A 13,712-nucleotide genomic window follows, 5' to 3' on the forward strand; every position below is an offset into this window, starting at 1 on the left:
GTAGGTTTTAGGCCTGAGGATGAAGACATAATCTCTGTCTCAAAGCTTCCTATTTGCTGCAAACTGTTCTCGAACCTTCGACGAAGAGATTTTCAATCTCTGGTTCTGCGAACCGTGTAAAATCCAGTTTGCGAACCGTTTTCCGAACCGTGTGACGCGTGAAGGCGCAGGAACACGGTAGAAAACGCGCGTATTGATGTGCGTCGCAACTATTTGATATTAATGGTATAATTGGATTCCGTAGACGTCAAATGAGTTTGCGAGCAAGCCGATCCTAGGGATTCCTAATCTGGGGGCCGCAGGTTCGAATCCTGCCGGGGACGCCATTGAAGGTATCAAGTTCCGTCCTGCGAACCTCTTTTCAAGCGAGGTGCGACGGTCAGTCGTTTTCCGTTTTGTTCGTTTGCGGCGCCTTATCGCCAATCGCGCCTAAATTCTCGTCAACCGCCTTGGCCACTTTGGCAATAGCGTCCATCAAGTGATGATGCGCCTCTCGCATCTCTTCATGCTGGGATCGCGTGTGTGCGTGATGACCTGCAAGCTCTCCAAGACCGGTCCCGTCCAAAGCGGTTCCGTGTTCACGGATTCTTTCGCTGTGCCGGGCCAGCGCGGTTTCTTCCTCAAAGCGGGCTAACGCTTCTTCGAGAATGCGAAGCGCCGCTTCGTGTTCATTTTCCCACCGATTGACATCAGAGCGCCAGGCCTGATGCTCGGCCTTGAATGCGTTTACGAGCGCTTGCTCAGCATCCGAATTTTGAGCGTTTGCCGGAGCGATGAAAACCATCAGCGCAATGAGTGCGGAAACATAGCGTACCATAGACTTTTTCTTCTTTGCTGCTTGAACGTCTCACTGAAGAAAACGCATTTTGCATCGTTTCGTTCCCAACTTTGTCTCTCCTGCGCTCCGATCCCGGAAGTTCAGGAGGCTCGTGTCGCATGAATCGCGACAATTCGTTCTGCGCGAGACGCGCAACAAGCCGATCGCACGGTTATGCGCGGCGCGCGCCGTGAACGCCCTCCGAAATACGCCAACACGCACGACACGGCTGAAGACGCGGTATAATTTCGCGGCCTCAGGCGGTTTGCCGTTCGAGCGCCGAAAAAACTTTTACTTCATCCGTATAGTCAACATTGTTTTTACGCTCGCCGCAGACCTGGTGACATTCGCCAAAGACTTCGATTGTCAAATTATCCGCGGTGACCTCCAGCGGCGAAAACAGATCAGCGATACGCGCTTCATCAAGCATAACTTCTTTAGCCCGCATGCAATTCCGGCAAATCAGAAAGGCTCTTGCCCCGGATTCGCACCCGGGTGAAATAGCGGCGAACGCATTCAGACTTGCAATCTTCTTGACATAACCTTTCGTAATTAGTGCTTCCAGCGCTCTGTATATCGTCATTGGGGCGCGCAAGCCTTCATCCTGAAGCTCTTCGAGGAGGTCATATGCTTTTAAAGGCGCTTGTGATCTGCTTAGAGCTTCATAAACAAGCCGCTCATTTCTTTTAAGCGTTCTATATATCGGATCATCACGCAGATTTATGTACTTTTCACGCCCAACGGCTTTTGCCGGAGCCTCGGTGGGGAGTCCCATCACTCTCTCCTATTCATTCACGCCATTACGGCGCCATGTCCTATTCGGAATGAATGGTGAGAAGCGGTGGGCCGCGAGCAGAGTTGAGTACAAAATTTGATCCGCCAATTGCGCGCAAGTCATCAAACCACTGGACGCCTACTAAGGACGTTTCCGGCTCAATTTCTGGCGGCGCACCAGGAGAAAGCTTGGCGGTGTTTTGCAGCGCTACAGCGCAAACAACACACTCGGCTTCGATGTCGAGTTTATGGTGATCATGGGAGGCCGCATGAGCGGCGGCGGCGAGCATGATAGTCGCGGCGACAAAAGCAAGCAGCCAAAACGTTTGCTTCAATAGAGGCGTATTGCCAGACATTCGTCGTCGCCATGCAGTCATATGCGAATTTTATCATAAACAGCGCCGCATGGAAACGAAAAGCATTGACAATTCGAATCTTGTCGGCCGCTGAGGCTCATCTCCGGCAACCCGATCAAGCCCGCCGTGAGTTTAAGACGTGTCAGTCCATCCGTGTGAGGTAGTGAAATCGCGGATATTGCCAGAACCGCATGGCTCGCCCGTCTGACGGGGCTTCGAATTCCACAATTTCGGTCGGATCGCTTTCATTTTGAAACCGGCCGCCGCCAATTGGAATATAGGATTTCAGAGAACGCCAGGGACTATCAGTAAAAAGGTTCATGACAATCAATCGCGATCCGTCGCTGACAATTTTCACCCGTTCCGGCATTCCCCATCGGTCATAAACGCCGGCAAATTGATCAAGATCGGAATTGCTTTCGCGCTCCGCCGCCGAATGGCGTTCGGACAACGCTGCGCTCATGATCTGCAGGACCCCGAATGCAAGATCGTACGGACTGGCGTCATTGACATTGATCAGCGCCGTGACGCCCGCGCGACTCGCCAGATTTAGGGCCATAACGGACCGATAGCCAGAACAGTATCCGCCATGCCCGACAAAAGTCGTATTGTCACTTTCGTAGAAGCCGTAACCGAGACCGCGCCTCGCGCCCCGGCCATCCGGTTGCGCCCAGCCTACCCGCAATAGTTTACGCAGGCCGGCGGCGGTGATCAGATCATTGTCTTTTCCGTCAAGAACACGAAAATGCCAGCGCATAAATGCGTCCATATCGGAAATCGACGCAAGGATTCCCGCGGCAGGCGATAATCCATTTGTCTGATAGGGAGAAAATGTACGCCGCTTTTCGTCAAGGACAATAGTAAAGCCGTCAGAATAGTTCGAAGGCGTCTGCGGCAGGTTAAGATCCGGGATCGCGTCATTCATGCCGATGGATGTGAAAACGTTTTCATTCATGTACGCGCCCCAGCTTTTTCCGCTGACCTGTTGAATCGCTTCGGCGGCCAGAACAAAGCCGACATTTGAATATTCATAATGTTCATATGGGGCGTGTTTGAATTCTATTGTGGGAAGGCTGCTTAAAATCTCCGCTCGCGTCGGAAATTTTAATTCTACAAAGTAAGGGAACGGCGCTTCCGCCGGCGCGCCGCCGACATGAAGCAAGAGCGCCCGCAATTCAGGCGCTTCTGCCGCATCGGTCGGAAAATTTCCCACATAGTCTGTAATCTTGTCATCGAAGGAAAGTCCTCCACGCTCCTCCTCAGCCGCCAAGCTGATCGCCGTAAAGGGTTTCGCCAAAGAGCAAAGCCGAAACAGCGTATTTTCATCGACCTTTTCTCCGCGCTCATTCTTTTTTCCAAGACCTTGCTTGATATAAGTTTTGTCGTCCTGAACAAATGCAATAGCTGCGCCCGGAATATCATGACGGATAAGATATTGTTCAGCCCAGGCGGTCGCCAGCGCTATGTGCGCCTCCACGCGGCCATCAGTGTCTTCTCGGGCGACCGGCTCTTCCGCTTTTGCGAAACCGACTAAGACAGCAAGAAGCGTAATGATTAAGCCGGGAATGGTTGGGAGTTTGCTAATCATATCAATCGCCTCATTTACAGGAGCGCCGAGTTTCCATCACAGTCACATCAGCGAGCGTCGGCGCGGCTGTCGGCGCCGAACAAAATTGCGGCAAGCTGCACGAACAGAAGTCCATCGCCGCGCAAACCAGAAATTTCCATTCGCTCCTTATACGGAACACACATAGCGCGGGATCACAATAGTTTTTCGAGTGCAGCGCTCATCCGCCGTCTCGCGGCAAACAGCAGCGCTGCGGCGACGGCAAGAAGAAATCCGATCGGCGGCGCGATGGCGCGGAATTTCTGCAACAAGGTTCGGTCCTGGAAATCGAATGGCGGTATGGCGTCGAACTCCGCCAGGGAAATGCGTCTTTTCGCCACGACCGCCGGACCAATGCGTTCCGTCAGATCAGCAAGTGCGGCGCGCGCCTGACGCTGATAGGACATATTGCGTTCAACATCACCGCCAGCGATCGTTTTCAATGCGTTGTCCGCGATCATCGCTGGAGAGAGATACTGTAGTTTCTCAACCAAACCGCTGCGGCTGGCGCGAGAGTCGTTAAATGCGTCCAAAACCGGCGTCGTGCGCTTCGCCGCTTCTACATTCGCAAGGAAATTCGACTGGTAATAGCCAGGAACGCCGTCGTCGCTCACCGTCATTTCGGGATGATCGGCCAGGAACCCGGCGGTGAGTTCCGCCGTCTCACGGACCGCGCGAACTTCGCCCTTCCGCATTTCAGATAAAAATGCGAGCCGAGACGGCGGAGGATACGCCGCTTCCGCAAGCGCGCCGCCGATAGCCGGCGCTGCAAACACAAAAATCGCCCAGGCCGAGAACAGCGCAGCCGCGACGGTTTCGCTGCGCTTCAGGAAAGCGCTTGCGAAGGCGATAGCGGCAAACCAGAAAAGGCCATAGGCGAGCGCGGCGCCCAGCCATGCGAGGAAATCGCCGAGCCGGTCGGCGAGCGGCGTCGCTGCTGGCGGCGCCAGCGCGATCGCCCATGCCGCCACTGAAAACACGCACCAAACGAACAGGTTTCGCATAGCGAGCCGGCGCCAGGCGGAGGCGCCGACATGCCCGGCCTGCGCTGCGACGATCCGCGCCCGACCGCGTTCTCGATCCCCTGACAAAACATCAAATGACGCCGCGATCATGATAAGCGGCATCAAAACAACAACCAGAAAAGTGAGATCGAACCCGCCAGCGGACAATATGGTCGGGTTGGCGAATTCATACGCATTGAAGAGATCGGCAGGGTTGGACCAGCCTGTAATCAACGTCGTCGTCGGATGAAGGTCATTCGATCCGATCGCGAAATCGCCGAGCGGCGCAGGCGGCAATATTGCAGGCATGCGAATATCCATCGGTCTTGCAACATAAGGAGACGGCGCCTCGCCAGTCTCTTCAATCTGTTTGAGGCTTTCGCGCCATTCGTTTAGCGTCGTAGTTCTCTCCTCGTTGAAGACCGCTTGCGCTTCAGCGACGCGCTCGACATGAGATCGGCCGACAAAAGCTGCGACCAAAGCGATCGCTGCAATAAGAAGCGCGATGCCGAAACCGGGCACGGCAAAAAGAAAAATACGTCTTTCGAGCGAAAATGCTGTCGATATGGTTGTCATGCTGCAACCTTTCCTTGCGCGCGCCGCAACATGGCGGCCGCAAAACCAACGCCAAATAATGCATAGCCGGCAAGAACGACTACGCTGAATAGGTAATTGGTGGTAAGCGACGCAAAACGCGGCGCAACAAATTCAAAATCCGGAACATCGCTCCAAAGAGCCTCGCCTGCCGAATAACCGTATCCAGCATCGCCCGCGTTGAACATGTAATCGTCGTTAAGTTGTTTAACGATGATGCGCCGGTGCATCTCGGCGGCTTTTGCAAATGCGATTTGATGATGGCGGTCTGAACCGGACAGTCCTGCAGAAAGATTTTCAAGCGCTAGTACAGGAGAAAAAATTGAGAACGCGTGAAGGACTTTTTCCTGATTGCGGTGATTGTCGTTGATCCCTGCGTAGAACGCCTCGAACAACGGATGCGCGTGTTCTTCGCTTTTTTGCAACGTGTAGGCGCCATACTCAACAGGCAAGTCCTCAACACTATCAACATTATACTCCTCAAGAATAGCCTTCTCGATCTGTTCACGGTACTCGTCGTCTTGATAGAACGCGTTTGACGCAGCGCTTAAATCCCGCGACAGCTGCGCAGGGTTCGCTTCGGGATAGGCAATCGTCGCAACGCCGGCGGCCAGACGCGGCGCGAGAACAAGGCTAAGCGCCCACAGCCCGACCAGCGCCAGTAAAGCGGCGCGCTTTTCGCGGCATAACGCCGACACGCCGATTGCAATACCGGCAAGCGCTACGAAATAGACGGCGTACGCGGCGAATAATCCGATCATGCGCGCCAACGTATCGGGCAGCGCGGTATTGTCGCTCGCGGAGGCCGCGGCCCACAAGGAGAGAAGCAGCGCTGGAATGATGATGGCGGCGATCGCCGCCCCCGCGCTTGTCAGTTTTCCGAATAATAACGCCCGCGCAGTGACGCCCGATGCAGCCATCTGGCGCAGCGTGCCCTGCTCGCGTTCGCCGGCGACGGCGCCGAACAGGATAAGAAATAAAAACAGCGGCGTGATATACTGGAGCACCCAGGCGGGCGAGAGATCGGCGATCCGGCCTGCATCGCCCAAATCCTCAGCCCGGCGAAAGACGGCCGGGTTTTGCGAATGCGCCTCCATCCAAACCGCAAGGCCAGCGTAATCCGTGACGCCCGGATCGAATGCAACCAATGCAGACACCGGCTTGAATGCGTATCTTGAAAAATGCGCCGCAGAGTGGGGATTGCGCTCGCCTTGGTTATCCCAGACTTCCCGATCCGTCGACTCGGCGGCCATGCGCTCCCGTTCAAAAGTGGCGATCCGTTGAGCCGACAACGCCGCTGCGCTCGCTAAGAGTGCGATTACGGCGATGGACAGACTGATAAAAACGCCGCTGCGGAAAAACGTATTCAATTCCTTGTTGACGATAGCGCCGATCATGCCGCCGCCCCCGCTTTTTCACGATTGTCGGCGCCGTCATGCATATGGGCAAGATAAATGCGCTCAATCTCGCCCGCGTCCAGCGTCGATGCATCAAACGCATCGATCAGCTTGCCGGCTTTCATGATGCCAATGCGCGTACCGATCTCTTTGGCGCGAAAGACGTCATGGGTCGCCATCAATATGGCGCGCCCTTCATCGCGCAACGCGCGCAGAGAATGGCTCAGCGCATTAGCGGCGGATGGATCCAGACCGGACAGCGGTTCGTCAAGCAAGAGCGCCTTTGCATCTTTGGCCAGGGCGATGGCTATGCCGACTTTCTGGCGCATGCCCTTCGAGTAGGATGATGCGCGCCGGCGCGCAGCTTTCTCGTCGAGACCCGCTTCTTTCAAAATGGATGCGAGTTGCGCCCGCGATTTGCGAATGCCCGTCAAACGAAGAAAATAGTCAAGGTTCTCTATGCCTGAAAGCTGCGGATAAAGCGCAACCTGCTCAGGGATGTAGGCTAGATGTTTCTTTGAATCCAGCGGCGCTTGTTGAACACTAACCCCGTTAACATACGCCGCTCCCGACGAAGGCTCTAAAAACCCGAGAAAGAGGTTGATTGTTGTCGTCTTGCCTGCGCCATTGGCGCCGAGCAAGCAGACGACCTCGCCGGTTTCAACCTTCAGATCAAGCGCATCGAGCGCCGTCAGGCCGCCGAATTTTTTCGTGAGCTTTTTTGCTTCCAGCATAGTTTCCTCGTTTGTTCCCGGCGCCTACGACCGCGCCGCGATTTCTTTGATCGCATTGGAAAATGCACTCATATGATTGCTTGAATTGAAAACGTTCGGCGAAATGTAGACGCCGTCATTCGGGCCTGGCGAATTTCCGTATGTGTAGATGTCGAATTCCTCACGCAGCATGGTTGTAAGGTCCCGGCCTGACATGCCCTCCACTACAATTCGCGCCAGGCCTGTGCGTTTTCTTTCATCAGGTTCTGTGATGACGCGAACGCCGTTAATGCGATCGAGACTTTTCATAACGAGCGATAACAGGTAGCGAACGCGGGCGGCTTTACGTTCCGGACCAAGTTGCTCATAGAAATCGAGCGCCTGCCCAATCGCGGCGATTGTCGGCCCGCAGCGCGTGCCTATGTCCTCGAACTTACGAATGTCTCCTGCTTCACGCCTCGTGCCGTATATCGGCCACAGCGACTCGAGGCGATCACGGCGCACGTAAAGTGCGCCTGTTCCAAGCGGCGCATTCAACCATTTATGCAAGGATGTTGCGTAATAATCGCAACCAAGCTCTTTCATACTCACGGGAATATGGCCGAAACTTAAAGCGCCATCAGCAAGAAGCTGCGCACCGTTATTATGGGCGAGTTCCGAAAGCTCCCGTATCGGCAACACATAGCCCCACCCGTCCGCAAGATGACTGGCGACAACAAGTTTAGTCCTTGGCGTCATCGCGTCTTCGAAGAGCTGAACAATCTGTCTGGCCGTTGGCGCCAACGGCAGTTCAATCTGTCGAACGACAACGCCATGACGTTTCGCACGCTGCTCGAATATTTTCCCCGCGTAAAATTCATCGACGTCGCTCATGAGAACTTCATCGCCTTCATTCAGGGCGAAGCCCCATCCGACGACGTTCAGCCCTTCTGTCGTATTACGCGTGATCGCGACTTCTTCCGGCGCGCAATTCATAAGGCGCGCCAGGCGCTCGCGATGGTCATCGATACGCGCCTGAAAAACATAATTGTGTGGGCGAGGCGCGCTGGAAGACAACGCATCATACCGGCTGAGCGCCTCAACGACAGAAGTCGGATGCGGATTGTTGCCGCCGCCGTTGAGAATAATCCATCGTCCGTCAAGGCGGTAGGCGCGCGCAATCGATGACCAGTAAATCTCGTCTCTCGCGATATCGTCTGCGCTGCGCCCGCGCACGTTTTGCGCGGCAGCCGATGCGATGGAAACGGCGTTGACGCTGAGCGCGACCGCCGTCGCGCTTGTAAGGCTTTGGCGTCGGGTCAGCATAGAGCGTCTCTTGTACGCAAAGAAGCTGAACACCGCCCGAACAAATATTCAGGAAGGGATCCTAATATCGTCCGGGCGGTGATTATCAGCGCCAGGGAAGAAGGCGCGGCGCTGACAAAGAGTGATTGACAACCGGGCTGCATTAAAACGTTTTCCGCAAGGTCGCGCGGAATTGTCTTGGCGGCCCGGGCGTCACGTTGGTGGCCGCCTCGCGCAGACCACCGAAAAAATAGAAATATTCGTTATCGAACAAGTTGAGGACGGATAACGAGACTGAAAAATCATCGCGCCCCGGCAAACGCGCCGTTGCGCTCAGGTTCACAAGATCAAAAGCGCCTGACTCTTGAACATTATTCGCCTGCGTCACCTGATAGTCGCTGTAATATTCGTAAGTTGCGCGCGTGGACAGCCAATCCGTCAAATCCTGATTGAGCTCAACATAAACAATGTGATCTGCAACGCCGGTTGGATCGGTTCCCGACAGGTCTACGTCACCGCCGAAAGAAGAGATAATAAGTTCATCCCATTCCGGATCAAGATAGGTGTAGTTAACGGTCAGCTTCGTCTTGTCGGTCGGATATGCACGCAAAGACATTTCGAGACCACGGCTCGAAAATTTCTGTCCGGTAGTCGCAAGTGTCGACGGCCCCATCGGATCGGGGTTTGAAACAAAAATCCGCCGGTTTTTCTGCTGCAAATAAAAGAGCGCCGTTTCCCACTCAAAACGGCCTTCAAGGGCGGTTCCTTTCCAGCCTACTTCGAAGCTGTCTATGGTCGTCGGGCGTTCAACGCGCTCATATTGCGATGTATCCCATTGAAAGACCGGCCCAAAGTTCGAATTAAAACCCCGACCATAAGATGCATAGAGCAAGCCTGGACCATAGTCATAAGCAAGCGACGCTTTCGGCGCGAAGGCGCCCTCATCACCTTCTGCTACATCATTGGTCGGCAGTGTGCCAAGCACATCGAACTCAACCTTGCGGTCAAATGCATCGTATCGGGCGCCTACTGTTAGGGTGAGATTAGAGGACAGCGCGATTTCGTCCTGAACGAATGCGCTCCAGAATTTATTTGTCGTATCCGCTGCAGTGCGCAACTGGTCGTTGACGAAACACGGATGGTCCGAATTAAGAACTTCTCCGGTCGTATAATCGATCTCTACAAGATAGAAGGCGAAACCGCAGGCAAACGTAAAGCCAAACTGGCCGGTCCATCGGTCGGTTTCTTCCATCGTTGCACGCTCTGCCGACATTCCTGCGACAATGTTGTGCCGTCCGGTTTCCCAATTGATCAACGCTTCGCCGACAAAGACCGTTGAATCGGTTTGAGAGGCAAAACCGTTAATCGCCATAACGTTTCGCGATGGATCAAAACCGAATGCATCGTAAAAGTTGAGGCGCACATCACTATCGAACTGGCGCGCGTGTCCGGTGATCTGAATATCCAAATTATCGGCGAACTCATGGTTTAGGCGAAGGGCGCCGATAAAACCTTCAACATCGTTGTTTGTTGGCGGCAGCCCTAAAAAGGTTTCACTTCCTCCGACGACATCGACAATCGTTCCATCGCTGAGTGTTGGAATTGTGCTGGGGACTTCGGCGTCGCGATTGATATAGCTGAGATAACCGGTCAGCGCTGTTTGATCGGTTGGCGACCATACGCCTTTCAGAAACAGATTAACTGTTTCGCGTTCACTATTTTCACGCCAGCCATCGTATTTTTCGTATGAACCATCTGCTAGCACCGAAAGGTCCCCGAACACACCCTCGACACCGCCGGCGGCGCGGTAATAGTCATCGCTGCCGCCGGTGAATTCGAGACGCGCCCCATTTTTCGTCGGCGTGCGCGTCAAGTAGTTAACGGCGCCGGCGATGGCGCCGCGGCCATACAGAGCCGAAACTGGACCGCGCACGATCTCAACATTTTCAACGGACCCGTAAGGGACTTCGGTCAGAAGAACTTCTTCATCCGGGCCGACAAATGGAATGCCGTCAATCAGCGCCAGGAAAGTGTCGTTACCGTGATTTCCAGTAACGCCGCGTATCGTAACAAAAGGAAATTCATCCCCGTCGCCCTCGCCCCGCCGGAAGAAAACACCGGGCACGCCGCGAAATTCATCTGTGCCATATGTGAAACCAAGCTCACGCAGATTATCGAGGTTTTGAACGGTGACCGCCGCCGGCGTTTTCAGCAACGGTTTTTCCGTTCGCGTCGCCGTGACGACAATCGTGTCTTTCTCGTTTGTATCTTCTGTTTCTTGAGCCTGGGTAGGCATCGCCGCCATGACACTGGCAATGATCAGCGCATATCCTGCGCTTTGCGGTCCACACTTGTACATGAATTCTGTTCCATCGATAGCTGACTAACTTTTCAAACTGTATTGAGAGTTACGCGCGCCTTGGCGCACATTTCCCCGCAACAAACTCTTGAGCATGTCAGTTGTGCGGCGGTCCGCGGACGATGAAATTTGAGTGGAAGCGGATAACGGTGATTTGGGGAACCGGAGCGAACTCTTTTTGCAGTACTTTAACAACCGGCCCTATCGCGGCGGCTGGCGTCGGCGCATCAAAATCATCGTCTGAAAAGTTTACACAACAAATCGCACAAGAACTTGTAGATTGATGCGCGTTATGATCGGCTTCCGCATGCGCAACTGAAATAAGTTGCGCCAACACAAACGCCAAAATGGCGCATATATGCGCCATAGGTTTGTTCAGCATCTGACCTGAAGTTTTCGACATCCGGCCCCTCACGGGACCAAAAAAGGGCAGCCTTAAAATAGCGTCGCCCTGATTCCCGCGATTGTTATGAGAGCAAACCAAGTCTTGTTATACTATCACAAAACAGAACGGCTTGTCTCAGACCTAAGTCGTTCTGGCCCCGCTGACCGCGACAATAGCGTTTTTAGCACTCTGTGGTGGCGACAAATTTTGTTTGGCAACCCGCTGACGCAGAGTCCTTTTTCTCCGGTCTTGCCAGTTCCCGATTTCACCCTCTCCGGTACGCCATCATCATTGATGATTATCTAGGACGCAGGTTTTTCAAACCGGATCATGTAATTTTCTTCAAGACCCTCAACATCCGGTTCTTCAACAAATTCAAAACCGACAAACTCAATTTCAGATATAACGCCGGCTTTGCCGAAGCGCACATGGGATTTTTCAGAGGGTTTTTCTGCGCCGGGCTCAAGGTCATAATCAACAATGATCAATGAACCGCCGGGTTTGAGCGCGCGAAGAATCGACGTCATCACCGCCTCGCGATCGTCAAAATAATGATAGGTGTCGGCGATGAATACAAAATCCACGACGCGGTCCGGCAAGGTCACGTCAGTCTCGCGGCCATAGACCGCCGTTATGTTGTTGACCCCTGCATCTTCCGCGCGGCGGTTGATGAGATCCAGAAACAGCGGTTCTATATCTTCCGCGAATACGCGGCCCTCGGGACCCACGGCCTCCGCGAAAAGGAGCGAATAAAGTCCGGTGCCTGCGCCGATATCCGCGACCGTATCGCCCGCCGAAATGCCGATAGCGCCGACGACGTTTTCACGCGCCGAATAAAGCTCGCGGCTGCCGACTTCCAACCGCTCAAGCCAGAGATCGAGATTGATTTCTTCTTGCGCGTGCGGCTCATCTTCGGACGACGCGGGTTCGGTTGAACGATTTTCCGGCGCGCGCGAGCATCCGCTCGCCGCCAAGGCCAAAACCGCCAGCACCCATGTCAGCGCCGCGCCCCGCATACGCCCTCTCAAATATTCCCGAACGATTGATTCGCACGGGTAGCCTGTCATCTTAACCTACAGCCGCCAAGCCTCAAAGCGTTGAAAAACAGACACAAAAAAACCGCGCCCAAGCTCATTTCGGACGCGGTTGCGTAATGGGAAGGGTTTGAAATCATCTTGGCAGGCCCGGCGGCGACTTACTCTCCCACGCCTTGAGACGTAGTACCATCAGCGCTGGGGACTTTAACGACCGAGTTCGGTATGGGATCGGGTGGAGGCTCCCCGCTATAACCACCGGGCCGGCGAAAACGATTTCAAATGCGAGAATCAATGTGCAATCGGCGTCGAAACGGTTGCTAAACGAACCGTTCGCCGCGCATGAGTTATAAGTTCATGCCCATCATCCGAAGATGACAGCATGAGGACAATCAAGCCAATCGAGCAATTAGTACCGGTAAGCTTCACACATTGCTGCGCTTCCACACCCGGCCTATCAACGTGGTGGTCTTCCACGGCTCTCAAGGGAATATTTGTTTTGAGGCCGGCTTCCCGCTTAGATGCCTTCAGCGGTTATCCGTTCAACACATAGCTACCCAGCTGCGCCATTGGCATGACGACTGGTCCACCAGAGGTGTGTCCATCCCGGTCCTCTCGTACTAAGGACAGCTCCTCTCAATATTCCTACACCCACGGCAGATAGGGACCGAACTGTCTCACGACGTTCTAAACCCAGCTCACGTACCGCTTTAATTGGCGAACAGCCAAACCCTTGGGACCTGCTCCAGCCCCAGGATGCGATGAGCCGACATCGAGGTGCCAAACAATGCCGTCGATATGGACTCTTGGGCATCATCAGCCTGTTATCCCCGGCGTACCTTTTATCCGTTGAGCGATGGCCCTCACACGAAGAACCACCGGATCACTATGGCCGACTTTCGTCTCTGCTCGACTTGTCAGTCTCGCAGTCTAGCGGGCTTATGCCATTGCACTCGACGACCGATTTCCGACCGGTCTGAGCCCACCTATCGCGCGCCTCCGTTACCATTTAGGAGGCGACCGCCCCAGTCAAACTACCCGCCATACAGGGTCCCGGACCCGGGTTCACGGATCGCGGTTAGACATCAGCGACAACAAGGGCGGTATTTCACTAATGGCTCCACGGCTGCTGGCGCAACCGCTTCAAAGCCTCCCGCCTATCCTACACATGTTGACGCTAATGCCACTGTAAAGCTGTAGTAAAGGTGCACGGGGTCTTTCCGTCTAACCGCGGGTACTCCGCATCTTCACGGAGAATTCAGTTTCGCTGAGTCTGCATTGGAGACAGTGTGGAATTCGTTACGCCATTCGTGCAGGTCGGAACTTACCCGACAAGGAATTTCGCTACCTTAGGACCGTTATAGTTACGGCCGCCGTTTACCGGGGCTT

At 54.4% G+C, this 13,712-nt stretch carries 11 protein-coding genes and 2 rRNA genes (1 of these 13 running past the window's edge); all 13 read right to left on the reverse strand.

Features of this window, described 5'->3' with window-relative positions; genetic code table 11:
• Positions 1-379 precede the first annotated feature (379 nt).
• Positions 380-817, reverse strand: a complete 438-nt coding sequence (locus tag ACQK2Q_RS08735; RefSeq protein WP_425409361.1) for a hypothetical protein — start codon at positions 815-817, stop codon at positions 380-382.
• 256 nt (positions 818-1,073) lie between these two features.
• Positions 1,074-1,400 (reverse strand): hypothetical protein, encoded by a 327-nt coding sequence (locus tag ACQK2Q_RS08740; protein WP_425409362.1) that lies wholly within the window; start codon positions 1,398-1,400, stop codon positions 1,074-1,076.
• Positions 1,401-1,632: 232 nt separating this feature from the next.
• Positions 1,633-1,947 (reverse strand): hypothetical protein, encoded by a 315-nt coding sequence (locus ACQK2Q_RS08745; RefSeq protein ID WP_425409363.1) that lies wholly within the window; start codon positions 1,945-1,947, stop codon positions 1,633-1,635.
• Positions 1,948-2,089: 142 nt separating this feature from the next.
• Positions 2,090-3,535 carry a serine hydrolase domain-containing protein gene (locus ACQK2Q_RS08750; RefSeq protein ID WP_425409364.1) on the reverse strand — a complete coding sequence of 482 codons (1,446 nt, stop codon included), beginning with the start codon at positions 3,533-3,535 and terminating at the stop codon, positions 2,090-2,092.
• A 173-nt stretch (positions 3,536-3,708) separates the two neighbouring features.
• Positions 3,709-5,133, reverse strand: coding sequence for a DUF3526 domain-containing protein (locus ACQK2Q_RS08755; protein WP_425409365.1), 1,425 nt, complete (start codon positions 5,131-5,133; stop codon positions 3,709-3,711).
• The gene (locus ACQK2Q_RS08760; protein ID WP_425409366.1) at positions 5,130-6,548 is read right to left on the reverse strand and encodes a DUF3526 domain-containing protein; all 1,419 of its coding nucleotides are present in this window, start codon (positions 6,546-6,548) and stop codon (positions 5,130-5,132) included. The genes ACQK2Q_RS08755 and ACQK2Q_RS08760 overlap by 4 nt, the downstream gene beginning before the upstream one ends.
• Positions 6,545-7,282: an ABC transporter ATP-binding protein gene (locus ACQK2Q_RS08765; RefSeq protein ID WP_425409367.1), complete on the reverse strand. Its 738-nt coding sequence runs from the start codon at positions 7,280-7,282 to the stop codon at positions 6,545-6,547. The genes ACQK2Q_RS08760 and ACQK2Q_RS08765 overlap by 4 nt, the downstream gene beginning before the upstream one ends.
• A gap of 24 nt (positions 7,283-7,306) precedes the next feature.
• Entirely contained in the window at positions 7,307-8,566 is a 1,260-nt protein-coding gene (locus ACQK2Q_RS08770; RefSeq protein WP_425409368.1) for an aminotransferase class V-fold PLP-dependent enzyme, read from the reverse strand.
• A 142-nt stretch (positions 8,567-8,708) separates the two neighbouring features.
• Entirely contained in the window at positions 8,709-10,904 is a 2,196-nt protein-coding gene (locus tag ACQK2Q_RS08775; RefSeq protein WP_425409369.1) for a TonB-dependent receptor, read from the reverse strand.
• A gap of 97 nt (positions 10,905-11,001) precedes the next feature.
• The gene (locus tag ACQK2Q_RS08780) at positions 11,002-11,238 is read right to left on the reverse strand and encodes a hypothetical protein (protein ID WP_425409370.1); all 237 of its coding nucleotides are present in this window, start codon (positions 11,236-11,238) and stop codon (positions 11,002-11,004) included.
• 353 nt (positions 11,239-11,591) lie between these two features.
• Positions 11,592-12,305: a class I SAM-dependent methyltransferase gene (locus ACQK2Q_RS08785; RefSeq protein ID WP_425409371.1), complete on the reverse strand. Its 714-nt coding sequence runs from the start codon at positions 12,303-12,305 to the stop codon at positions 11,592-11,594.
• Positions 12,306-12,471: 166 nt separating this feature from the next.
• A 5S ribosomal RNA gene (gene rrf / locus ACQK2Q_RS08790) occupies positions 12,472-12,586 on the reverse strand.
• A 125-nt stretch (positions 12,587-12,711) separates the two neighbouring features.
• Positions 12,712-13,712, reverse strand: a 23S ribosomal RNA gene (locus tag ACQK2Q_RS08795); it runs 1,801 nt beyond the window's last position.

This window comes from Hyphococcus sp. (assembly GCF_965228385.1).
In the GTDB taxonomy this organism is placed as follows: Bacteria; Pseudomonadota; Alphaproteobacteria; order Caulobacterales; family Parvularculaceae; genus Hyphococcus.

Coding starts and splice junctions, on each gene's coding strand:
- ACQK2Q_RS08735 (WP_425409361.1), bottom strand. CDS start 817: ATGGTACGCTATGTTTCCGCACTCATTGCGCTGATGGTTTTCATCGCT.
- ACQK2Q_RS08740 (WP_425409362.1), bottom strand. CDS start 1,400: ATGACGATATACAGAGCGCTGGAAGCACTAATTACGAAAGGTTATGTC.
- ACQK2Q_RS08745 (WP_425409363.1), bottom strand. CDS start 1,947: ATGTCTGGCAATACGCCTCTATTGAAGCAAACGTTTTGGCTGCTTGCT.
- ACQK2Q_RS08750 (WP_425409364.1), bottom strand. CDS start 3,535: ATGATTAGCAAACTCCCAACCATTCCCGGCTTAATCATTACGCTTCTT.
- ACQK2Q_RS08755 (WP_425409365.1), bottom strand. CDS start 5,133: ATGACAACCATATCGACAGCATTTTCGCTCGAAAGACGTATTTTTCTT.
- ACQK2Q_RS08760 (WP_425409366.1), bottom strand. CDS start 6,548: ATGATCGGCGCTATCGTCAACAAGGAATTGAATACGTTTTTCCGCAGC.
- ACQK2Q_RS08765 (WP_425409367.1), bottom strand. CDS start 7,282: ATGCTGGAAGCAAAAAAGCTCACGAAAAAATTCGGCGGCCTGACGGCG.
- ACQK2Q_RS08770 (WP_425409368.1), bottom strand. CDS start 8,566: ATGCTGACCCGACGCCAAAGCCTTACAAGCGCGACGGCGGTCGCGCTC.
- ACQK2Q_RS08775 (WP_425409369.1), bottom strand. CDS start 10,904: ATGTACAAGTGTGGACCGCAAAGCGCAGGATATGCGCTGATCATTGCC.
- ACQK2Q_RS08785 (WP_425409371.1), bottom strand. CDS start 12,305: ATGCGGGGCGCGGCGCTGACATGGGTGCTGGCGGTTTTGGCCTTGGCG.